The 24,262-nt window shown below is 42.1% G+C and carries 13 protein-coding genes; 10 read left to right on the top strand and 3 right to left on the bottom strand.

Features of this window, described 5'->3' with window-relative positions; translation table 11 throughout:
- The first annotated feature begins 148 nt into the window (after positions 1–148).
- Positions 149–3,730, top strand: a complete 3,582-nt coding sequence (locus BDD43_RS02925) for a family 43 glycosylhydrolase (protein WP_121196257.1) — start codon at positions 149–151, stop codon at positions 3,728–3,730.
- A 542-nt stretch (positions 3,731–4,272) separates the two neighbouring features.
- Here BDD43_RS02925 and BDD43_RS02920 read toward each other — a convergent pair.
- Positions 4,273–4,527 (bottom strand): hypothetical protein, encoded by a 255-nt coding sequence (locus tag BDD43_RS02920; protein WP_121196256.1) that lies wholly within the window; start codon positions 4,525–4,527, stop codon positions 4,273–4,275.
- A gap of 304 nt (positions 4,528–4,831) precedes the next feature.
- Here BDD43_RS02920 and BDD43_RS02915 point away from each other — a divergent pair, with 304 nt between their 5' ends.
- From BDD43_RS02915 to porV, 6 genes are all read left to right on the top strand, one after another.
- Positions 4,832–8,020, top strand: coding sequence for a SusC/RagA family TonB-linked outer membrane protein (locus BDD43_RS02915; protein ID WP_121196254.1), 3,189 nt, complete (start codon positions 4,832–4,834; stop codon positions 8,018–8,020).
- Positions 8,021–8,070: 50 nt separating this feature from the next.
- The gene (locus BDD43_RS02910; protein WP_008506640.1) at positions 8,071–9,570 is read left to right on the top strand and encodes a RagB/SusD family nutrient uptake outer membrane protein; all 1,500 of its coding nucleotides are present in this window, start codon (positions 8,071–8,073) and stop codon (positions 9,568–9,570) included.
- A 23-nt stretch (positions 9,571–9,593) separates the two neighbouring features.
- Entirely contained in the window at positions 9,594–10,280 is a 687-nt protein-coding gene (locus BDD43_RS02905) for a hypothetical protein (protein WP_008506639.1), read from the top strand.
- 23 nt (positions 10,281–10,303) lie between these two features.
- Positions 10,304–11,278, top strand: a complete 975-nt coding sequence (locus BDD43_RS02900) for a hypothetical protein (RefSeq protein WP_008506638.1) — start codon at positions 10,304–10,306, stop codon at positions 11,276–11,278.
- Between the two features lie 437 nt (positions 11,279–11,715).
- Positions 11,716–13,893, top strand: coding sequence for a DUF6055 domain-containing protein (locus BDD43_RS02895; protein ID WP_121196253.1), 2,178 nt, complete (start codon positions 11,716–11,718; stop codon positions 13,891–13,893).
- A 50-nt stretch (positions 13,894–13,943) separates the two neighbouring features.
- Complete coding sequence (gene porV / locus BDD43_RS02890) at positions 13,944–15,107, top strand: type IX secretion system outer membrane channel protein PorV (protein WP_121196251.1); 1,164 nt, start codon at positions 13,944–13,946, stop codon at positions 15,105–15,107.
- 572 nt (positions 15,108–15,679) lie between these two features.
- Here porV and BDD43_RS02885 read toward each other — a convergent pair.
- Both BDD43_RS02885 and BDD43_RS02875 read right to left on the bottom strand, forming a co-directional pair.
- The gene (locus BDD43_RS02885) at positions 15,680–16,249 is read right to left on the bottom strand and encodes a hypothetical protein (RefSeq protein ID WP_147425553.1); all 570 of its coding nucleotides are present in this window, start codon (positions 16,247–16,249) and stop codon (positions 15,680–15,682) included.
- A 331-nt stretch (positions 16,250–16,580) separates the two neighbouring features.
- Positions 16,581–17,480, bottom strand: a complete 900-nt coding sequence (locus tag BDD43_RS02875; RefSeq protein WP_040625863.1) for an AraC family transcriptional regulator — start codon at positions 17,478–17,480, stop codon at positions 16,581–16,583.
- Positions 17,481–17,702: 222 nt separating this feature from the next.
- Between BDD43_RS02875 and BDD43_RS02870 the strand changes: the two genes are divergently transcribed.
- The 3 genes from BDD43_RS02870 to BDD43_RS02860 all read left to right on the top strand — a co-directional run bounded on the left by BDD43_RS02870 (position 17,703) and on the right by BDD43_RS02860 (position 24,011).
- A complete protein-coding gene (locus tag BDD43_RS02870) occupies positions 17,703–19,154 on the top strand; it encodes a glycoside hydrolase (RefSeq protein ID WP_008506633.1) in 1,452 nt (483 codons plus the stop codon).
- Positions 19,155–19,302: 148 nt separating this feature from the next.
- A complete protein-coding gene (locus BDD43_RS02865) occupies positions 19,303–20,649 on the top strand; it encodes a sugar porter family MFS transporter (protein ID WP_008506632.1) in 1,347 nt (448 codons plus the stop codon).
- Positions 20,650–20,657: 8 nt separating this feature from the next.
- Positions 20,658–24,011: a tetratricopeptide repeat protein gene (locus tag BDD43_RS02860; protein ID WP_246001425.1), complete on the top strand. Its 3,354-nt coding sequence runs from the start codon at positions 20,658–20,660 to the stop codon at positions 24,009–24,011.
- The last annotated feature ends 251 nt before the right edge of the window (positions 24,012–24,262 follow it).

Here is a 24,262-nt window from a genome sequence, read left to right as displayed (position 1 = left end):
TGAATAATTGCAAAATTCGATTATAGTTGGTTAAAAAGCTGACGTAAAGGCGAAACCGAAATGGTTAACCTTGTCGGAGCATGGTTTGGGCACCCGGAAGGATATGTCGTTTGCCTGCATCGCAACAGGATCTTTAATTATTAATAGTATGTGTCGGTTTCTTTCAAAGTTATTAATCACGCTTGGTATCACAATTGCTGCGCAGAATGCTTTTTGCCAGGGAAATACTGCTACCTCACCAGGCAATGGGAATCCCCTTATCCCCGGATATTTTGCAGATCCTACAGTAAGAAAATTCGGTGATACATTTTACATCTACGCAACAACAGATGGCAATGGCGGCGGGCATGGTCCTTCACAGGTATGGACATCAAAAGATTTTGTTAACTGGAAAATGAGGGATATGAACTGGCCTGTATCCAATTATTATTGGGCTCCGGATGTTATTAACGGGAACGATCATAAATACTATATGTATTACTGCCAGCCGGTTGATATTTATGGAGCATCCGCGACTTCGCCAACCGGGCCATGGACACCCTTGCTTCCCGGCGGAAAACCGATGATCCCTAACTATTTTGTCCCTGGTGTTATCACACTTGATGGCCAGACATTTAAAGACGATGACGGGAAAATTTATATGTTTTGGGGAACCTGGGGCACTTATCCTGACCATGGCTGCGGTGTTGGGCTCCTGAACGCGGATATGCATACATTTTCAAAAAAGGCTAAAATTCCAAATACTATAGCCAAGGACTTTTTTGAAGCCCCTTTTATGTTTAAAAGGAAGGGTATTTATTACCTGACCTATTCATCCGGGTTTTGCGAGAATGAAACGTACCGGGTACAGTATGCAATGAGCAAAAAAGGGCCAATGGGGCCTTTTGTTTTCGGCAAAAATAACCCTGTTTTAAGTACCAGCAGTGATGGCACAGTGCATGGACCCGGCCATGAGTCCGTAATTCAGGTCGGAGACGATTTTTACATGGTTTATCACCGGCATAATAATCCGCATTCCAATGGAGGATACCATCGTCAGGTTTGTGCAGATAAAATCTTGTTTGATACCGAAGGAAATATAAAGAAACTTATTCCTACCCATACCGGCGTTGGCCCGCTTGGTAAGCCTGGCGTCAAGACAATTAATCTCGCTTATAGGAAGACAGTTACGGCTTCCTCTTATTACAACGATGATTACCGGCCTTCATTTGCCGCTGATGATAATAATGGCACTCTTTGGAGGCCCGCCCGTAACGATGGCACGGCAACGTGGCTGAAGATTGATCTGGGAGCGATTAAATCAATCAGGCAGGTACTTACGCAATTTGAGTATGCAACCTGGTATTACCAATATAAAATAGAAACATCGGCTGATGGCCTGAAATGGAATTTGTTTGCTGACAAAACACATAACCAGCAACATGGATCACCGATGATTGACAACGGGGATGTTAAAGCCAGGTATGTAAGGCTGATTATAACGGGAACCGAATACCCGGGCTTGTTCAAATCTATCTGGAACATAAAAATTTATAGCGATAAAGTAATTCAGGATGAATCAGGGAAATTAGCTGCGACCGGACAGGTTGATTCTACTGTCCAAAAACGACTCCTGGTGAGTTTTGATGCAGATAGTTTACAGCAGGGCGAATTCGTTCCTGAATTCCGTAATAAAGGGGCCTTAGGCGGAACCTTCGTTGCTGGAGCGAGGACTCCTTATGTAGATATTATCAAAGGGAAAAAGGCCCTGGTATTCAATGGCAGTCAAAACTTCGAGTCTACTGCGCAGGTTCCGCGCACTTTATGCGGCAATAACAGTTATACGGTTGCTTATACTATTTATAGTTCTGAGTTGTTAAACGAGAACCCTGTTTTAAGCTGGACTGCAGGGGAATCTGAACATCGGGGCGCTATATTTGGTTATGGAAAAAACAGGGATTTTGGCGTAGCCCAGCACTTTGGCGTTTCTGATTTTCCATTTGCTGCAGCGCCATCAGCATCGGCATGGCACCAGATTGTGATTACTTACGACGGGGTGTTTGAAAAGGTATTTGTTGACGGCGTATTAAATAACAAAGAGAATAAAATGCTGTTTATGCAGGCCGCTGATAAGATATTTTTTGGCTCCAAAACCAATAAATCGTTGTTCCTGAACGCGGCAGTGTCTTCCTTAAAGGTTTATGATATTGCACTTCCTGATTCTCTGGTTGAAAGTGCGTTTAATCTCAAAAAAACTACAGATATCCCGGTATACCTTGATGCGGGTAAACTGAGTTATGGCAAACTTTTCGAATGGGTAAATAATGGAAGCCTTGGCGGAAAATTCGTTGCATCCGGAAATGCTTCTCCAGTGGTTAAAGATGTTGGCGGGAAAATCGCTGTGGCATTTTCTGGTTCAGATAACTTTAATTTTTACAAGGTGAATGATGGTATATCAGGTGTTCAAAGTTTAATATTAAGCGTCTTTTTACCTGATTCGGTAATATATAACGACAGTCAGGATCTTAAAAATGAGTTAAAGGGGAGAGTTGCTGATCGCAAAGAAAGTGGCGGAAAATGGCATTTGCTGGTCAGAACGAAACAAAGCGGCGAGGTAACCTATTTCCTGGACGGAGTCAAAGTAATTGCAAATTCCAGGATTGATGACCTTTTTAAAACCTTGTTTGCTAATACCAGCAAAGGAAAAGGGTTTAAATACGCTATCAGCACACTTACCTGCCTTGCTCAATCACTGACAACAAGTGATATCAGGCAGATTACAGACATCTGGTTCAAAAACATTCACCCGGTGAATCTGAACCCCCCGTATTTTGTTATACCTCCACATGCGGTATCGCCTACGCTTATCGAGATGACTGCTGCTGCAGATACGGAGGGAAAACAAGATTTGCAGTATTACTTTCAGGATGAAACGAATAATGCCTTGTCCGAAGAATGGAGAGATGATCCGCATTATACCAACTTTACGGTAGTTCCGGATCATATTTACGCTTATCGTTTTAAGGTAAAGGACAATTTTGGTAATGTTTCTCGTTTTTCTGATGCATTCACGGTTAGTACTTCGCAAATGCAGTTTAATGTAACGAATTTTGATTTTTCCACGCAGACGGATACCACCAATATTGCTGCAGGTAATAGCAGCCGGAGCGGCGCAACGGGGCTGCATCAAGCGGGGCCGGCCGGCAGCGTCTATCTCGCTGATAAATCGCTTATACTAAAATCAAAAGGATCCAACTGGGACGGCAACCAGCCCTATGGGCCATTTATTTATAAAACGATCGCTGGCGATTTTATTGCCGAGACCGAGGTTGCGGACCTGAGCGGATTTAAGGAAAAGGCGGTAAGAGGCAATAATGATGTAGGGCTGATGGTGCGCAAAGCGGTAACATCAGATGGCAAAAACACGCAAGAGGCCCTCTTGCAAAACAGCTTATTCCCGGCCTGGAATTGCGGAAACCTTTTCACCAATCTTCAATCCGGGCAACGGATACAAACCAACACTCAAAGCGGGTGGAACTTTAACAGATATCTGCAGATTCAAAGGTCCGGAAATACATTCTACATCAGATCCAGCGCCGATGGCAGAATTTGGAGGGATATGCCCGGAAGCCCGGTATCGCGTACCGACCTTGACACTTTATCTTTACAAGTTGGGCTGTTTCAAAGCAGCTACGGACCGCAGGAAGGTTTTGGTTCCTTTAAAAGTTTCAAAATTATACAAAAAAAATAAGGCAGCGTTAAATGAAGCGCGATTATATCTCTCGTGATTTAACTTAACCAGTGAAATCTTCATGAGGTGTTATCATAAATTGATTATGAAGCTGGAACCAGTAATGAGTTAATCTTACCGGTAAAAATCAATATGGTATCCGCTCTTACGCACTTACTTAGTTTTTTATTTACTATGCGAATTGATTGGATACGATATTATCTGAAATCTGAAATAAATATCAATGCTTCTCTTGGAGGATTGGGAAATAAAAATAAGTCAGGGTTGAACTTTTCCGTATAGTTCGAAACTTGACCCAAACATTGCCCATCCGGACACTAATATCCGAAAAGTCGGTTGAGTGTGAATCGCAATTGAATTTACCGCTGAGATAGCGGATAAAAGACTTAAACACCTTCCCATTTATTTGAATAAATATTTCAACAACTAATTGCTTCCTCAAATAATTTCTCCCGCATCCTTTTTGTAAATACGTTTTAAACTTGAACAGAAAGCTGATGCACGCCCTTCCCGGAATTTCATCCGATTTAGTTGCTATGACCTTATATAACTCCCGGGTTGCATTTTTTAATTGATCGAAGGCTGGTCATATGAAAGATAACTAATTGGATGTTTTTTTCCAGCACAGATGACAACTGAAAACCACGAAGTTTTGCTGTGAAGTCCGCAACACTGATTTGGTGACTTGCACCCTCTTCATGCTCCTGCATCATTTGTGCCGGCAATTGTTCACTTGTTGAATTATCTTTTGACACGAGTCCCACCTCCGATAAGCGTCCATGTTCCTGTTGTTGCAAAATCTAATTATCAAAGGGTAATTTATGCATAAATACCCGTGTTTTAACTGATTACTTTTGGATAACAACAATCTACTGTTGCACAATAAAGACCATTATAAATTATTTCCTGAGACTATCTGCTGCCAGCGAGGTTAATGGAGATGCATTTTTGATTCTTGATTAAATATTATTAAAACGTAGATATATGAGATAAAAACCACCAAAAGCCACTAAAAAAAACATCACGATAAGATGTCTTTAGATTCCTAGTCATATTAACCAAACTATTCATTCATTAACATTTAACTCAAACTTCACCAAAATGGGAAAACGTATACTCTTCCTTATGTTATGCTACTTATTCAGCACTTGTCTGATTACTGCCCGGGCGCAAATAAATAGTACAGTTACGGGCCTGGTCAAAGATAACGAGGGTAAAGTAGTACCCGGAGCCACCGTGGCCGAAAAGGGAATGCCAGGCAATGGCACCATTACAGACCAAGAAGGAAAATTTCAACTTACATTGAAAGGCACTTCAAAAACTATTACCATCAGCCTGATAGGTTTCAGGCGTCAGGAGATTAAAGCTGAAGGCAAACCAATAACGGTAATGCTACAAATCCAGGAAAACTCTTTGTCTGATGTTGTTGTGGTTGGTTATCAAAAGCAAAACAGGCGGGAAGTTACCGCAGCTATTTCTTCATTAAGCGGAAAGGATATTGCCAATATACCACAGTCAAGTTTCGATCAAACCCTTCAGGGACGCCTCGCAGGCGTGAGCGTACTGTCCAGCACGGGCGAATTGGGGTCGAAGCCTGCTATTGTTATCCGCGGATCGGCCAACATAGATTTCGGAAATGCAAATGGCGGTAACACCGGGCCTTTATACGTGATAGATGGCGTTATTTTCGATGTTAACGCCATGGGTAGTGCATATGGTAATAACAATCCATTGTCTCTTATAAACCCTAACGATATCGAATCGATAGACGTGTTGAAAGATGCATCCGCAGCGGCAATTTACGGAGCAAGGGCTGGTAATGGTGTAATTATCGTTAAAACAAAATCGGCAAAACAGGGAAAACCACAAGTTTCCATATCAGCTTACGTTGGATCGGTAACCAAACCCAATTTTATTAAGGTAAGCACAGGCGCGGCAGAAAGATCTCTTAAATTGGCTTTGTTGCAACAGCTTACTTACGGCGACAGACAATTGGGTGCCATTCCACTGGCAATTACAGATAGCTTGAACTCTGCCTTTAATAATGATGTGGATTGGCAAGGATTGCTTGTTAGGCAACAAGCACTGGTAAACAGTCAGGATGTGGCTATATCGGCAATTACCGGATCAACATCTTACAGGATATCTATTAACCATTATAATGAACAGGGGGTGTTACATGGTTACGGGCTGGAAAAGTTTTCTCCTCATTTAAACCTTACAATTAAACCCTTAAAAGGCATGGAACTAACTGCCGATCTGCTAATGTCTTCCCAGCGCCAGCAACATGGAGTTGGCGGAGCTGGAGCTAATCTTTTTGGCGCGTGGAATTTCCCAACTTCGTTTACGCCATTAACCCAGGCTCAGTACGATGTTTATACCGGGAAAAAACATTATTACGATGACGACAGGGCATTTTCAATTATCGGTTCTTTGCAATTGAAACAACAAATCACCTCAGACCTGGTTTTTAACAGTACCTACGGATCAACAAATTATACCAATAAGTATGGTTATTTTTCGCCGGTTGAGTTAAACGGAACACTAAATACAGCTTATGACATTTATGCCAGCAATCCGTCGTGGTCATTTGAAAACTTCCTGCAATACAACAAAAGGATTGGTAAGCACAACTTTCTGATGGCTGCGGGAGCGTCACTTTACAGCTATGAAAATTATTACAACTATGCGTCTGCAGCAGGTATCACCGTTTCCGGCATTAGTACGGTACAAACCGTGCCGGCTGGGACGAATCTGAATGCTTCTACCTCATATCAGCGCAAAACAACAGAGTCTTATTATGCCCGCGTTAATTATGATTATGCCGGCAAATACCTGTTAACTGCAAGCATACGCAGGGATGCAAGTTCTATTTACAGCCCGACATATCGTTGGGCAACGTTTCCGGCAGTTGCGGCTGGCTGGATAGCTTCGGATGAATCGTTTTTTGAACCTCTCAAAAAAGCAGTTAGCTTCTTTAAAATTCGTGCCAGCTACGGTATAACAGGTAAAGATCCTGGCCAATGGTATTCTAAGTACCAGTCACTTTTTAACGATGCCAGTTATTTTGCAGGAACCAACGGGACCATAAATAACTTCGGAGGACTGGGTGGAAACGCCACTACATATAATGGCACAAGTGTGATATCTCCTTTTGCATACGGTAATAACTTTTTAAATTACGGAACAAAAGCAAGTTCTACAGTTAGATGGGAAAGAGATCCTCAACTTGATTTTGGGGCGGACTTAGAGCTTTTTAACGGCAGGGTAAACCTGACCGTAGACTGGTATCGTAAAGACTCTAAAGACGTTTTCTTTTATAATGTTCCTGCCCAGGCTACCAGCGGCTACCAATATCAATCTGGTAACTATGTCGATCTGCGTAATCAGGGTCTGGAGTTTGCCACCAATTTCAACGTATTAGGACCCAAATCGCCTTTTCAGTGGAATTTCAACTTCAATATTTCTTTCAATAAAAACCTGGTGACCAAATTGCCAAATAATAACCGCGATTTTTTGTTTGATGTTCCTTGGTTCTATAAAACCTTAACATTAGGTAAGCCGATATTCAGCTACCGGGTATTTCATACTAATGGCGTTTATGCTACAGATGCGGAAGTTCCTATTGACCCCACTACCGGTCTGAAAGAAACGGCTAACGGGGTGCCGTTGAAGGCCGGCGATCCACGGTATGTGGATGTAAACGGCGATTACAACATCAACAATGATGATAAATATGATGGAGGTAATCCCAATCCCAAATATACGGGTGGGTTCGGCAGCACATTCCGATATAAACGGGTTTCTTTAAGCTTCTTTGCTTCTTATGTTTTTGGCAGAAAAATATTAAACGGAGCGCTTTCTGATGCTTTAAACGGCAGCAAATACCCCGGAAGTTATGGTACAACTGCAGGAGCAGCCACGTATGTAAGTTTGCTTAACCAGTTTTGGCAAAATCCCGGCGATCAAACGAGGTACGCCAGATTGGTTTACAGCAATGCAGATGCTAGAGTCAAAGACCCATGGAATATTGGAAATGAATATTTTGTGGAGGACGGCAGTTTTGTAAAACTTAAAAACGTGACTTTAGGATATGATCTGCCGGATAGGTGGACAAAAAAGCTGGGTATGACGAGATTTAACCTATACGTGATGGGTGATAACCTGGCGATGTGGAAGAAAGCAAAAAGTATTGCCGATCCGGAATTGGTAGATCCTACAACCGGTTCTGCAAATGTCATATACCCAACAGCGGCAAAGTTTACGCTTGGTCTCAATATAGGTTTTTAACAAATATTAGAGTAGCTAATTTCAAGTAAAGAATCAAAAAATAACGTAAAATGAAATCCAAATATCTTTTAACATACACTATAGTTTTGGTGCTATTTGCTACATCCTGTCGCAAGTTTCTTGACCAAACACCTGTGAGTACGCCTACTGATGCTACTACATGGCAAGCTGATGGCGATGCGAATACGGGGGTAGCAGCCTGCTATTCCCTTATAAGGGCAGCATTTAATGCTTCCATCGGATATTATGCTTACGGCGATCTGGCTTCGGGTGAATTCAGTAATTCCGATCAGCCCGATTTTCAAAAGGTTATCGACTTTAACCTTGGTGCGGGTGTAGCGTCTACCGCTACAGATAACCCATTGCTGAAATTGAGGTTATGGACTCCTTTTTTTACCGCCGTTGCGCAAAGTAACCGGGCAATCGCATTTATTACTGCCATGCCTACTGCCGTTTTTAACGGCACATCAGATGCAGAAAAATTAGCCAGGAAAAACAAGTATCTGGGCGAAGCTTATTTTACCAGGGCGTTTTGTTATTTTACAATGGCCAGAATTTGGGGCGATGTTCCGCTGGTACTGGAGAATACCGATGCTACCGTAGCGCAGCAATATGCACGGTCTCCCCAAGGTGATGTACTAAAGCAGGCCATTGTGGATGTTAACCTTGCCATCCAATACCTGGACTGGAAAGATAACGGATCGTCGGACCGTGTGGTACGTGCCGATAAAGGAGCGGCTTACGCCTTGCTGGCCCATATAGATGCTTGGAAAGGCGATTATGCCGGTTGCAATACAGCGTGTGATGCCGTTATTAACTCGGGTACTTACTCCTTAACAGCAGCGGCATCCTTCATGGACATTTACAAAGGTCAATCGCCGGAAAGTATTTTTGAAATTGCGCAAAACACCTTGTCAGAAGGGTATAACGCAAACGTGTCTCTTACCCTTGCATCCCAAACACTTACAGCACCCTATTTAAATGGGACTGTACCGGTTTGGCACATAAACAATAGTTATGTAACTAAATTGTATACTGATACTGCTGATGTAAGGTTAAAAAAAGGATTTATTTCTGTTTCAAGCGGTGCTACATCTTTTTTGGAATGTGTAAAGTACACCAATATTCAGACGGTGAATAACAACGTTACCTTAAAGGTTGCCCTTAACAACATTGTTATATTCAGGCTGGCTGATATCGAATTATTAAAGGCAGAAGCGCTGAGTTCAGGGCCATCTGGAGACTACAATACCGCGCTATCCTTAATCAATCAAGTACGCCGTGCCAGGAATGCCAAGGCACTGACAGGACTTTCGGGCACGGCAGTTATCCAGGCTGTAACAGATGAGCGGGGCCGCGAACTATTCCTGGAGGGTCACCGCACATTCGATTTGATTCGGCTGGAACGGATAACAAAAGATCAACAGTTTGATAACGTGACCCCAGGTGAATTTGCTGCCGGCAAAACTTATTGGCCAATAGATCCCAACTTGTTCCTGAATAATTCCAAGATCACCCAAACCCCATTCTGGATTGGAAAAGTTAATTGATTCACAAATCAAACAGACATAAAATGAAAAAGATAAATCATTACATAGGCATGTTGGCCCTTATCGTCCTGTGCTTTGGCGCATGTAAAAAGAACAGTTATCTTACTGATGGAGGGCTGGAAAAAGCCGCAACGCCGTTCTCTACATATGACTACCTTAAAAACAACAAGTATCACCAGTTTGATACTTTGCTCACCCTGATAGATTTCTACAAGTTAAAGGATACCATAAACAATAGTAAAACTTTTTTTGCACCACCAGACATGGCTATCAATTCGTTAATGAAGAGTATAACTATTAAGCGTAACGTAGATGGTGCAATATTATCAAGCCCAATTACAACATTTAAGCAATTAACCGATTCTGTTAGCGCTAATTTACTTAAACAATACATATTTAATAAAACAATTACGCTTGACGAGGCTACTACTGCTTCAATAATTTATACCAATGAAGCCGGCGCTATCGCTCCTTGTGCTATTAAAAAAGTTATAGGTGCAAGTTCAGTTTATCTGTCAAACAGTGCCTTGACATTTAGTTATTATACCTTGGAGTATGTTGTAATTAATGGATTGTTAGACGGCAGTTCAGGGCCTTCGCCAGACGATAAGGTTGATGCGCTTTTGCCTTGTCAAACCACCGGAATTCAAACCAGTACGGGCACAACTCTACACGTGCTGGCTAATTTTGCTGTGCTAAAGAAGTTATAGTTAGTTATTTAAATTAAATAAAAATGCATAAAAATACTACATATTTGATTGCTGCGGCGGTAGTTTCAACCATGGCAATCCTTAGTTGCAATAAAATTAAAACCGGCTTTATCAGCGATAATATTTATTATAACGTAAATCCGTTTACCGTGGCGCAAGGCAATACCGCGGTTTCGGCCGGTTTGGTAATTGACGGCTCAACAACGCCGCTCAATGTGAAATTACTGTCCGTAAGAAATATGGCTGACAATCAAGACGCCTCCAAATATTTATTGACAAAAGATACGATAAGGATTTATAAAGGAACTGTTACTGCTGATGATTCTACGCTAGCCCTGTTGGGAGCGAAGCTTAAAGATAGTACGTTGGCTCCGTTTAGCGTGAATTCAATAGGCGGCCGACTTCAATTCACGCAGGCTTCTAAGTTTGTACCAATAGGATCTTATAATATCGATTTGCAGGTCTCCAATATCAGGGGAACAAGAATACTGAATAATGCCTGCAAAATTAACGTCGTGGGAAGTATACCGGATACGATAACTTATAAAGCCTATAACCACTCTGATGCGACTTACACTAATTTTACAGGTTTTGCCGCTTCTTTATTGAACATCAAAGTGACTTATATACCCGGCGGACCTGATAAGATTATTTACGTTTGGAAGGATAAGAACGGCAAATCCTGGAATCCGGCTAACGGCGAGGTTATCGGAAGGCCGGGCAGACCCAACTTCGCGGATTTCGATCCTTATTTTCCCGTTGCAAAAACGGATACGTCTTTAGAATACAGGTATCCTGGTGGGGTTCCAATATTTCCACTTTTTACTGCGTCGAAAAACTATCCCGGTTATATAGGTGGCCCCTATTATTATAGCATCGTTGGAAAGCATACTGACGTGGGTATGGCGGTTAACACGACTTTAACCGTAGGCTTCTTTCTAACCAAGGGAACTTTTGTTGTGACTACTACTGTAACAGATGTCGCCAGAGTACCTTAATATCGACAGACTATCTTTCAACATCAGTTCATTATTGGTTTTTATAATCGAATCTGTTCTGAAACCAAGTGTTTGATAACCGCCATCAAAACTTGAATTAATTCCATTGGGGCTCTTACATGTGTTATTAAGAGCCCTTTTTTTTCAGCTGATTAAGTTGCTCTATGAAATGAATGGGATCAAAGTAAAGATAATTACAGGTTATATAAATCGCAACCCGATTATTTCTGTCATAACCCTATGTACTAAGAGATTTCTTTTAATAATCTACAGCAACTACTATTAACCTTAAAGTGCAAGATACAAATTAAACTGTGTCAGCATTTGCAGCTGACTTTTACAAAGTTCAAGAAGGTGATATCCTGTTATCGAGCGATTAAAGGATAGTAAAAAGGAGGTTTTATGAATTTAAAATTTATATCAAAAGAAAATAGTTTATGAGAAAATATTTAATTCTGGCAGTTTGTTTGATCAGCAATCATTTTTGCTTTGCCGCAAAACAGGTACATATACCATCCTATTGGGCAACAGATCCCGGACTGTCTCAATGGAGTTATGCGCATTCATATCAAACTGACAATTTTGTCCTGTTTTGGGGGCCGTTAGCCGGGGATAATCCGCTCGCTAACCCGCCAGGTAACAGCCTTCATTTTGATCCCAAGTTTATAACGGATACGCTGGAATATATTTATAAAAAGTATATAACGGAAAATCATATGCTTAGCGACGCACCCGGTACTCCGTTAGGCACATATAAATGTATCATTGTAATGAATAATACATGGGTACAGGGCGTTAGTGGCTTTGCTTTCGGCGTAGTATTAGATAATAAAGTCGGCGGGATTTTCGTCGACGCAGCTGCTACTTTAGACGGTGGAGTAACGTCCCATGAGTTCACCCATACACTTCAGTACCTTTTGCATATTCAATATAACCCTGCGGAAGGTGCTTCGTTTGCTAATGACTATGGCGGTTTTTTCTTTGAGACCCATGCCAACTTCATGAGAAATCATCTTTATCCGGGAGCCATATTTTATGATTATCCCCGATGGTTGGGCACTCGATCATTTACCTGGGGCTCCGCGAGGCACAATTACGATAGTTATGACCTTCTATTTTACATTGAACAGGTTGACAGTCTAAATGCGGTGACGGATTTATGGAAAAAATCACTGCCAAATGAATACCCGCTTCAAACTTATAAACGACTCAAAGGTTGGGATCAATCGCAGTTAAATGATTTTTTGTTTGATTACGCCAAAAGAGAAGCTTCTTATGATTATACGCTCTATGGCATGGGAAAGATTATCAGGGATGGCATAAAGTCGTTAAAATTACATGAACCACGTTATTTATGGCGACAGTATACCATTCTCAGTGAAATTGATGCAGCAAGCGGTCATTACAGTGTGCCCAATGAATTTGCGCCTCAGGATTATGGATTTAATATCATTCCATTGTACCCAACCTGCGACAAAAGATTGGTCTCCATTAAGTTTAAAGGACATAAGGAAGTTAATCCAAATGCCGGATGGAGATATGGATTTGTCGCTACCAGCAGTGACGGTACTATTTCCAGGTACAGTCCAACCTACAACGCAAATGAAAGCGAGATCAGTTTTCAGTTAAAAGACTCTGAAACGCAGCTATATCTTGTAGTGTTAGGCGCTCCAACTACCCATACAAGCTACCTGGCAGACATCGGCTGGCCTAAATATTACCGTTCTCCTTACGAATTAAGGATAGCAAATGCGGTCCCTGAAGGATATCAAAATACGTTCCGGAATGAATACCGGCAAAATGGACATCCCCATCCCAATGGCGGCGGATGGGTTGCCAATACATCCCAGGTAGCTTCCAGCGTACGGGTTGGCCCCAAGGCGTTGGTATTGGGAGCAAGTAATATTACCGGGAATGTTAAAATTGACGGAACCTCATTTGTGCAGGACGCAACAATCTCCGGCAATGTGCAGATTTTAGGCAATACTAATGTAACAGGTGCCCGACTTAGTGAAAATACAGTAGTAAAAGATAATACAATATTAAATGGGACAATATCTTCAGGTTCAGCTCTTTTTAAAGATAATGCCTTGTTATTTGGAGATACATTTGGAGGTAATGTAATAGTGGGCGGCGACGATGAAATCGGGGGCTGTACTTCTTCCGGAGTCTATTTGCAATTTCCCAATCCCGGAACAAACGGCCGAACCAATTGTGACGGAAAAAATGCAACCGACCCTTCCAATATTGATATTAATAGTACCTATAATCAATTCACTGAGGAAGAGATGGCATTTTCAGGTACGGTTACCTGCGATGGAATCGCAGTAACCGATACGGTCAAAAAAGCAGCTTCCAGGATGCTTAAAGCGGTGATTTATCCGAACCCGGTAGTTGACCAGATATCACTGCATGTAGATAACCAGTTTAAAGCCACAAACCTGGCGATTGAAATATATACTACGGCAGGGCAGCGGGTTACACGGTTAAGCCAACCTGTTTCATTGGGAAATTCGATACTGTCATTACCCGGTAACGCTCTTGCCGCCGGTCTTTATTATATGAAAATTTCTGGCGGCGATAAAATTCTGAAGTTGAAGTTTTTAAAACAATAAATAATTGTAACAACGCCGTTGGTGTCCAACAGGCAATAAAATTTTATATTATGAAAAATAATTACAGCGCACCGGGCAGTAAGTTGTTATCGGTAATGTTACTTCTGTGCATTGGTTCGGGCGCTTTCGCACAGGTTAGCTCAGACGGACGAACGGGGAATGTTATCCCTACCGGTGTTCCCTTTTTGCTGGTATCGCCAGATCCCAGATCCTCGGGTATGGGAGATGCAGGTGTTGCGCTGGAAGATGATGCCAACGCTACCTTCTGGAACCCATCAAAAATGGTTTTTATGAAAAGTAATTCGTCAGTTTCACTTTCTTATTGTCCGTGGCTTCGTAATTTGGTTAGCGACGCCAATATCAGTTACCTAAACTTTCAGGCTAAAACAGATGATCGTACAGCTATTGGCGTATCCATGCGCTATTTCAATTTAGGTAAAATAGATTTGGCCGATGCCAATAATACATCGCAAGGAGCCTACAGTCCCTATGAATATGCTATCGACGCATCGCTGGCCCGCAGTTTTGGTGATAATTTTTCACTCGGTTTTACTATAAGATATATCTCGTCACATATCTTCAATTCTGATGCTAATTATAAATTGCAGGCTGGTTCATCGGTAGGGGCTGATCTCTCCTTATTTTACAGAAATAAGTTCGACTTATTTGGTAAGGAATCTCATTTTTCTTTTGGTACCGATATTTCTAATATTGGATCTGAGATAAGCTACGATAATACTATTGCCAGCCAAAGTTTCCTGCCTGCAAATCTAAAATTAGGGATTGCGAACACTTGGGTACTGGATAACGAAAATGAATTGACACTGGCTGTCGATCTGAATAAGTTACTGGTGCCAACCCCTCCCCAAACGGATAGTAACGGCCGTATCATCAAAGGGAAAAGCACCGATGTTTCGGTGCCGGCTGGAATTTTCGGCTCTTTCTCGGATGCGCCGGGTGGTTTTAGCGAAGAGTTGCAGGAAATAAATTATAGTGCCGGCCTGGAGTATGCTTTTAATCATCGTTTTTTTCTCAGGACAGGTTATTTTTACGAAAACCCCAACAAGGGTAACCGCCAATATGCCACCTTTGGCGTAGGTTACAAGTACGATTTTATGGATTTTAACTTTTCATATCTTGCCGCCAGTCAGCAAAAAACACCTTTGGCCAATACACTCAGGTTTGGTATAGTGTTTAATCTCGGCCGGAAATAATTAACTTTCCTGCAATGTAAGTATTTGGTAAGGTCAAAACAAAAAGACAAAGGAAAAGGTATTTTCATAATTATTTAGAATGTAAATTTTTTTTTATTAATTCAATTTAATAGCGATTACTGAAAGTAGGTGGAAAGTATTTTCTGTTAATCTCACATTCCACTGAACGAACGTTTCATGATAAAAAAAAACCGATCCTTAAAATGTGAGTTAAGATGCCGAAAAAAATTCAATTTATACCGTTTTAATATTTCACAGTGTTATTTCGCTAATCAAATAATGTTTGCAACTTGATAATAAGTTAGTGATCAAATTTTTATTTAGCTGTAACAGGAGCCGTGTCGTTTTTAATGGTAACTTCACCATCGATGTAACCGGCGACCGATTTTATATCAATGGCCGCGAGGTTAATTACGTGATAGAAGTACAAGGCGAATTTGGCCTACACAAATTACTCCCTTTCAACTTATTAGAAGGACGAATTTTGAAATCCCAAAGATCAAGCTCAATTCAGCAGCATCCTGAAAAATGCAGAAGAATTATAACCGGTGTAAGGAAACTTCGTTAGTAATTCAAGAGCTTTCACGATTGGCTATCATCAAAAAACCTTTGCGGTAGTCCCGGATTTCACTAGCATTTTTCGAAAAAGTGCTGATGTCATGAACAGAAAGATCATGGTTCAATCGCCAGGTAAAAACTTCCTGGCCTTTGGTCACAAATCCAATTTTGTATACATGATCGCCACTCTGTGATAAAAAAATCTCTTCTGCGCTCCGAATCTTTTCAATGGCAGCAAGCGTGTTCCGGTAACGGACTTCGTAATTGTAGGTTGGTAAATAAGTCCGTCGATCATAACCCAGTTTGATAAGCATATCTTTACCCATGTCAATCTGTTCTGTGAAGTATTTTTGTTCAGCCGATAGTTGCAAAAGGTCATGTGCGATCTGAACGGTTAAGTCCTTATAGTATTGATCCATCTGTTCATTCACGCAACCGGTACACAAGGCAGCTTGTTTCGGACCGAAGAAAACTGCATCCTGGCCCAACACTTTTTCGCGGCAGGATCTGGCCAGGGTCCGGCTTTTTAGTGTGAAGAACAGCTTGTAAAGAGGCATTGATATTGTGCATCCCGTCGTCGCCATCCGGCAAGTCGGGATTGTCCGGGAATGCCTCAAAAATATGTTTACCGACAATGTTCTCGCGGGTTGTTTGTGTAGCTTCCAAGTATGCGGCACTGGCAGTAATAATGTACAGATCCGGCGAAAGCACCAGGTACATATTCGGGGCTGTTTCCGGCGCTTTTAATATTTCAGCGGAAGGTCCTTTTATGGGTATATCAATTACCTGAAGATAGACACATAACAGCGTTTGAGCGATTAGGTTTGATAATAGGGGCTTGTCGTTGATATATCTGCATCATTAACTATTTACAATTACCTGTGCAAGGAATCTCACGTAAATAAGATGACCTCACTACTTTTCCTGATTGGCTGAATACCTTGTTTCGCGATACTCTTTTGGTGCATACCCCATTGTTTTGGTAAAAAGTCTCGAAAAATAAAATGGATCATCTATCCCGATTTTAAAAGCAATTTCACTTATCCTCAGTTTTGTAAATTGTAAATACTGACAGGCCTTTTGAATTTTCAGGTGATTAAAATATTCAATTGGCGGAAACCCTGTTTTTTTTCTAAAGATGGCTGAATAATGGCTGTTAGACAAGTTGACCGATGCTGCCAGGTCGGAAAGCGTCAGAGACTTTTCGAGATTATTCTGCATGATAAAGATAGATTTTTCAAGGATATCAATATTCTTTTCGGATAGCTTTGTCCTGTATTTATCACTATAAATAAAGGAACTTAAAAATTGCAGCATTAATAAATTAATATAAGTCAGGTTCTCCATACTATATCCTTGCTCAAGATAAGTGTAAAGCTGTTCAAATAGCGTGATGCGCTCCTGGACAAATTCAACACTGTATTTATAGCTTTGCCCTTTTGAATACAGCCATTTAACCAGTGCATCTGCCTGCTCACCTTTAAAATGGCACCAATAAATTGTCCAGGGTGTTTTTTCATTCGTTTCATACGAGTGAGAAACACTATGCGGAATGATAATAAAGTCTCCCGGAACGATTGTATGCTTTACCGATTTGATGGATACGAGTCCGGTGCCTTCCACGCAATATATAAGTATATTTTGCTCTGCTCCCTGAGCCCTCTTCCGGAAGTGGAATTTCGCTTTGGGATAATAGCCGATATCAGTGATATAAGATCCTTTGATAATATCATTGGAAAGACAAAATCTGTTTACAATCGATCTGGGAATAACAATCGCTTTTTGTCCGTCGAACCCGTCTTTTTTATAATTCATATCAAAATATAACTGGTTTCTACTACTATTTTTCACGCAGGCGCGGGCTGCCAATTCGCAAACGGATTTACTTATTAGTAAACGTAAAAATTAAAAATTTGATTTGAAATTAATTTCAGCCTGATAATAATATAGTCCATATAAATCCTAATTGTGTCCATATTTTCAAGCTGTTTTATTTCCGAAAATTACAAACCGATTTATTAACCGAAGAAAATACTTATGAGAAAGCACCAACTTCTTTTATTGCTGGTTATATCGCTGGGATGCGGCGCTACGTCCTGTAATAAAAACAGCATGGCACCTGCTCAACAGCAGCAGCCAATAAAGCAGCCCATTGTAAATTCAATTCAGAGCGGAGGGAGTATTACCGTTGGTATAGGAAGTCCCCAGCAGAAAATCGATCTCATTGGAGCTGGCTGCTACTTCTACAGCGGGCACCTGGTAAATGGGATTACTAATTTTACTGATGCCGCCAACTGGCTTTGGCATGATCTCAACGTCAACGTTTTTAAAATCGTTCTCCGTGCGGACGGAGTTGAGGATGTCAATGATAATGCAGACCCAAATAATACTGATTTTTCCAAGTTCAACTTTACAGGAAATTCTAACCTGGTTGACCAGATCACTGCGGTCAAAAAAGCCAGGCTGGTTAATCCGGCAATCAAAATCTGGGCTATAGTATTGTCCCCGCCAAAGTACCTGAAGAGCAATAGCAGCGTCAATAATGGCGGGACCCTTAACGCCAGCGTAACGAATGCCTACAACGAATTTGGCGAGTTTTTGTACGCTCATATTAAAAATCTTAAGGACAACGGAATCGGCGTCGATTATTTAAGCCTGATGAATGAACCTGACTATCCATCTTCCGCGGTGCCTTATGAATCTGCCGAATTTACCGCGGCACAGGCACAAAGTGTCTATACCAGTACAGCCGGATGGCTGAAGACGAAACTACAGTCGTTAAGCATCCCCGTTCCACTTTTTGCCTCGCCGGATTGTATTGACGTAACCCATACAGGAAGTTATATTGCTGCTCTTAACGCGTCCGGAAATATGAACCTTTACACGACTCATCAATATTCCGGAAGTTCTGCTACTAATTTTGCCGCAGCTTCATCAGCCGCCGGGGCCAAAGGACTGTACATGACGGAGTGGCACGCGGGGTTTGGCATGGGAAGTACACCTGATGAACTTACCTCTGCGCTTGACCTGGTTAATAAATTCCACGATGCTTTCAAAGGAGGGGCAAAAGGCTGGCTGTATTTCGAATGGGGAAACCCTGAAACTAACTTTGGCGGACTTTTGTACACGCCATGGGGAGCCCCCGCCCAACGGAAGAAAAACTACTATGCGTTCCAGCAATATACTGCAAACCTGCTTAATGAAAATTATATCCCTACTACCTTAACGGGGATCGCCAATTTTGGAAATGATAATGTGAGCGCATTCACCACGGCAAACCGGGCGGATATCAACGTTGTTAACTGGAATACCGATGCGCAAAACAAGGTCAGACTGAACTTTGGCGGTAATATCTCCACTATAAAGATCTACAGAACCAGTGCAATAGAAAACAATGCATTAGTGTGGAGCCAGGATAACGTCAATTTGAATTATTATGACGTCGACTTTGCCGGTAAATCGTTTACTACGGTGAGGGTAACCTGGTAAGTGGCCATAAGAATATCCAGTTATATCTTTTAATCGTCCATTTTTTTCAAAAGTTGTCCTGTTATCTTCGGTGAGCAATGCGTTCAGCTTTTGACGATAACAAAACTGATCTATTTTAAACAACCAATTATTAAATTCTTTACCTGGAATGCAAATAGCAACCGAAAAATTTAACCACTCTTATATTATTTCCATATCATTCATTTCGGCCCTTGGTGGGTACCTTTTCGGCTTTGATTTCGCCGTAATCTCGGGAGCTTTGCCTTTTTTAAAATCACAGTTCGCGCTGAGTGCCTTGGGTGAAGGTTTTTTAACCGGCTCGCTTGCCCTTGGCTGTATGGCCGGGAGTCTGCTGGCCGGAAGGATCGCCGACCGTTACGGAAGACGCCCCGGCTTAATGGTAGCAGCTTCGATCTTTGCGCTGTCTTCGGTAGCGATGGCGTTCGCCGCAAATCTGCCTGTTTTTATCCTGTTCCGATTTGGAGCGGGCATCGGCGTGGGCATGTCTTCCATGCTCAGTCCCCTTTATATATCTGAAATTTCGCCTGCTGCGGTGAGGGGCAGAAACGTGGCACTTAACCAGTTAACCATTGTTTTGGGGATACTGATCACAAACCTTGTCAATTATACTCTGGCTGACAAAGGGCCGGAAGCCTGGAGATGGATGTTCGGCCTTGGCGTGATCCCATCCCTGCTTTTTCTGTTTGGTGTTGTTTTTTTGCCGGAAAGCCCCCGTTGGCAACTCAGCAAAGGGCTCAAAGCAGATGCACTTAAAACACTTTGCAAAATTGGCTCAGCAACTGCCGCGGCCAGGATTGTTGAAGACCTGGAAAAAAGTGCACCAGCCGCAACCAATGGCGGTTATCTTAACGTATTTGCCAAAGCGGTGCGGCCGGCTGTTTTGGTTGGTGTGACACTTGCTGTTTTCCAACAATTTTGCGGGATCAATGTCGTGTTTAATTATACCTCCACTATTTTTAAATCTATAGGAGCCGATCTTGACCGCCAGCTTTGGGAAACGGTAATTATCGGCGTGGTGAATACCTTATTTACTTTATTGGCGATGTGGCAGGTTGATCGTTTAGGACGAAAACCCCTGATCATGTTCGGTTCGCTTGGCCTGACCATTATTTATCTCGCGCTGGCGTATGCGCTCGGCCATCAGGCTTCCGCCGGGTGGATATCTTTTCTGGTATTGCTCGCCATTGCAGTCTATGCCACATCTCTGGCTCCTGTTACATGGGTTATAATATCTGAAATATTTCCTAATCACATCAGGGGTACTGCTTCTTCTTTTGCCATACTATGTTTATGGGGAGCGTATTTTCTGCTTGTATTTACTTTCCCCCTGCTGGCTGAAGCACTGGGAACTTACGGGCCTTTTTACCTCTATGCGGTTGTTTGTTTTTTCGGATTTGTGTTCATTAGGATTAAAGTCAAGGAAACTAAAGGACAATCCCTGGAACAACTGGAATCAAATTTTGCAGCACATTAAATATAAATATGAAATACATGATAGTTAAAGCCTGGATAGAAAAAGTGATTATCCCGACCTACGGGGCCGGAGAGCCTGATAAAAACCCGATGTTTTTTGAGAAAAGGATCTACCAGGGCAGCAGCGGGGTTGTATATCCCAACCCGGTGATCGAGAAAATATCCGATGAAAAAGAAGACCGGGGATACACTGCCGTTTTCCTCGAAAATGCCTTCATTAAAATAATGATTCTGCCTGAATTGGGCGGACGGGTTCAGATGGCTTACGATAAAATCAAAGAAAGGCATTTTATCTATTATAACCAGGTGATCAAACCTGCTCTTGTTGGTCTTTGCGGCCCATGGATATCCGGCGGGATAGAATTCAACTGGCCGCAGCATCATCGCCCGAGCACCTTCGATGCCGTAGATTTTAATATTGAAGAGAATACTGATGGCAGTGTAACTGTTTGGGTAAATGAACTGGAAAAAATGTTCCATACCAAAGGCATGGCCGGATTTACCCTTCACCCGGACCACGCTTACCTGGAAATAAAAGCCAGGCTATCTAACCCGACGCCGCTACCGCAAACTTTTCTTTGGTGGGCCAATCCGGCGGTTAAGGTTAATGACCATTATCAGTCTGTGTTTCCCCCGGATGTTAACGCGGTTTTTGATCACGGCAAACGGGACGTTTCCACGTTTCCCATTGCTACTGGCACTTATTACAAGGTCGACTACAGCCCTGGAACGGATATTTCGATGTATAAGAACATCCCGGTACCAACGTCCTATATGGCTGTCAACTCCGCATATGATTTTGTAGGTGGCTATGAACATGATTCCAAAGCAGGTATGCTGCATATAGCGGACCATCACGTTTCTCCGGGGAAGAAGCAATGGACATGGGGCAACGGAGATTTTGGCATCGCCTGGGACCGCAATCTCACCGATGAAGACGGCCCATATATTGAATTAATGACGGGTGTTTACACGGATAATCAACCCGACTTTACCTGGCTGATGCCATTTGAAGAAAAGTCATTTACGCAATACTTTCTTCCTTACCGTGAACTGGGCCTGATCAAAAATGCAAGCAAGGATCTGTTGCTTAGTCTTGATTTGAACCAAAATGAACTTGGTGTAAAGGTTTTTGCCACATCAATGTACAAGTCAGTCGGTATCAGGGTTTTTATAGGAGCGGATCTGCTGTTTGAGGATATTGTCGATATAGACCCCTATAACATTTATGACCGCACGTTGAATGGCCCTGATCATATAAAAGAAAACGCTATTACTGTCAGTATAATTGATAAAAATGGCAAAGAATTGCTGCGTTATAACGGAAAACAGGAAAACGAAGATATACCGGTGGCTGCGGCACCTGCAGAATCGCCGGCGGATATCAACAATGCAGAACAATTGTTTTTAACAGGGCAGCACCTGGAACAGTACCGCCATGCCACTTTTAATCCTGTTCCTTATTATGAAAAAGCATTGGAACTGGATCCCGGCGATGTCCGTAATAATAACGCGCTTGGTGTGTGGTATCTCAGACGCGGGATGTTCGAAAAGAGTGAAGCTTTTTTTCGGGCAGCAATCAAAACCTTAATCGCCAGAAACCCTAATCCTTATGATGGCGAACCCTATTTTAACCTGGGGCTTAGTTTGAAATACCTCGGTCGTAAAGAAGAGGTTTATGAGGCGTTTTTTAAAGCCGGATGGAGCAGCGCCTGGCAGGATGCAGCTTACTATTTTATAGCACAACTCGATTTATTGAAGGGGGATTATGAAAAAGCACTTGAGCACATCAACTGGTCAATTGACAGGAATGCCCGGAATGGCAAAGCCTATCTGATCAAAATTCAGGCACTTAAAAAAATGGGGAAGGTTACTGAAGCGCTTTCCGTTGCTCAAAGTACTATTGAACGCGACGGCTTTAATTTCGGGGCCCTTTACCAATTGTACTTATGTTATCAGGAACTTCAGCAGGAAGACAAAGCCATGCAGACCTTGAATCTGCTCAAGTCCCGGAGCCGCGGCACTGCGCACAACCTGATTGAATGCACAATTGATTTTATCAATCAGGGCTTATACCAGGATGCCGCAGCCATCTTATTACTGGCAAATAAGGAGGAGTTCAATACACCGCTTATTAACTATTACCTGGTCTATATTTATTCCAGGTCAGGTGATCAGCATGGTTGTATGAACTATTTGACGGTAGCCGCTGTAGTAGACCCGGGTTACTGTTTTCCGAATCGCCTGGAAGATATTAAGGTGTTGAAAAATGCTATGAAGCTCAATCCTGCCGACAGCAAAGCACCGTACTACTTGGGTAACCTGTATTTTGATAAGCGCCAGTATGCAGAAGCCATCAGCCTTTGGGAACTATCTTACCAAATTGACAGCGAATTCGCAACTGTAAACAGGAATCTTGGAATTGCGCTGTTTAATAAATCCGGGGATAAAGACAGGGCGCTTTTTCATTTCAACAAGGCATTTCAACTTAATAAAAATGATGCAAGGATGTTAATGGAACTTGATCAGCTCTATAAGCGCCTTAATTATAATCCTGAAAAACGGTTGGCCTTTTTACAGGAAAATCTTGGAACAGCAACGCTGAGAGATGACGTTTACCTGGAGATAGCTGCAATACGCAATTTTCTGGGTGATTTCGGGGTAGCATATGATATGCTGATGAACCGCAAATTCCATCCCTGGGAAGGCGGTGAAGGCAAAGTGGCTGCTCAATATACTTACAGCCTGATGGAAAGGGCCAAATTGTCGATTTTGAAGAAGAACCCTGAAACGGCTATTGAATTGCTCAACGAAGCGCTACGCTATCCTGACAATTTAGGCGAAGGAAAATTACCAGGGGCACGTGATAATGATATTTATTTTTGGCTGGGTTGCGCTTACCAGGCTTCAGGTGATGAGGAAACAGCCGGTCGGTCATGGAAAACGGCTGCCATTGGAGATGAGGATCCGAGTGCTGCTGTATTTTATAATGATTCGCCACCTGATAAAATATTTTATCAGGGGCTGGCGCTCAGAAAAATTGGAGACGACCACCGTGCCGAAAGTATTTTTAATAAATTGATCAGCTACGGACAGCAGCATATTGACGATCAGATTAAGATCGACTACTTCGCCGTTTCTCTTCCGGATCTGATGGTTTTTGATGGAGATTTGAATTTGCTGAACCGGATTCATTGTCTTTATTTACAGGGCCTCGGTCAATTAGGTTTAAATAACCGGAAAGAAAGCGTTGCCCTGTTTCAGCAAGTACTCGAGATGGAAACGATGCACCTTGGCGCGAAAACCCATCTTGATTTAGCTGCATCCTATCATCAGTTGGCAGATAGTTTTTTAAAAGTTTAAAAAGAAAATTGGTTCTATAATTGGTTTAATAAAGGAACGGGAGTGATCCCGTTTTTTTCGTTTTAGGATTTATTGGAACAAGCCTGGCGCAGGCTTACGGGTGTTCCTGACGGGAGGATAAAACAGGTGATTTCTCTGACAAGATTTAGCTGGAATATGGCTGACCGGGAATAGCCTCTAAAGTATTTTTCTTAATCATAATATAGTCCAGTTTTTACAAAAGATAGTCTATGTTACGCAGGTTGATTCCC

The sequence above is a fragment of the Mucilaginibacter gracilis genome (assembly GCF_003633615.1).
GTDB lineage: Bacteria > Bacteroidota > Bacteroidia > Sphingobacteriales > Sphingobacteriaceae > Mucilaginibacter > Mucilaginibacter gracilis.
This window is presented reverse-complemented; position numbering and strand designations above follow the sequence as displayed.

Bases quoted from the DNA above. Each gene is read 5' to 3' on its own strand.
- BDD43_RS02900 (WP_008506638.1), top strand. From the start codon at position 10,304: ATGCATAAAAATACTACATATTTGATTGCTGCGGCGGTAGTTTCAACC.
- BDD43_RS02915 (WP_121196254.1), top strand. From the start codon at position 4,832: ATGGGAAAACGTATACTCTTCCTTATGTTATGCTACTTATTCAGCACT.
- BDD43_RS02875 (WP_040625863.1), bottom strand. From the start codon at position 17,480: ATGAATTATAAAAAAGACGGGTTCGACGGACAAAAAGCGATTGTTATT.
- BDD43_RS02895 (WP_121196253.1), top strand. From the start codon at position 11,716: ATGAGAAAATATTTAATTCTGGCAGTTTGTTTGATCAGCAATCATTTT.
- BDD43_RS02905 (WP_008506639.1), top strand. From the start codon at position 9,594: ATGAAAAAGATAAATCATTACATAGGCATGTTGGCCCTTATCGTCCTG.
- BDD43_RS02865 (WP_008506632.1), top strand. From the start codon at position 19,303: ATGCAAATAGCAACCGAAAAATTTAACCACTCTTATATTATTTCCATA.
- BDD43_RS02860 (WP_246001425.1), top strand. From the start codon at position 20,658: ATGAAATACATGATAGTTAAAGCCTGGATAGAAAAAGTGATTATCCCG.
- porV (WP_121196251.1), top strand. From the start codon at position 13,944: ATGAAAAATAATTACAGCGCACCGGGCAGTAAGTTGTTATCGGTAATG.
- BDD43_RS02885 (WP_147425553.1), bottom strand. From the start codon at position 16,249: ATGGCGACGACGGGATGCACAATATCAATGCCTCTTTACAAGCTGTTC.
- BDD43_RS02910 (WP_008506640.1), top strand. From the start codon at position 8,071: ATGAAATCCAAATATCTTTTAACATACACTATAGTTTTGGTGCTATTT.
- BDD43_RS02925 (WP_121196257.1), top strand. From the start codon at position 149: ATGTGTCGGTTTCTTTCAAAGTTATTAATCACGCTTGGTATCACAATT.
- BDD43_RS02870 (WP_008506633.1), top strand. From the start codon at position 17,703: ATGAGAAAGCACCAACTTCTTTTATTGCTGGTTATATCGCTGGGATGC.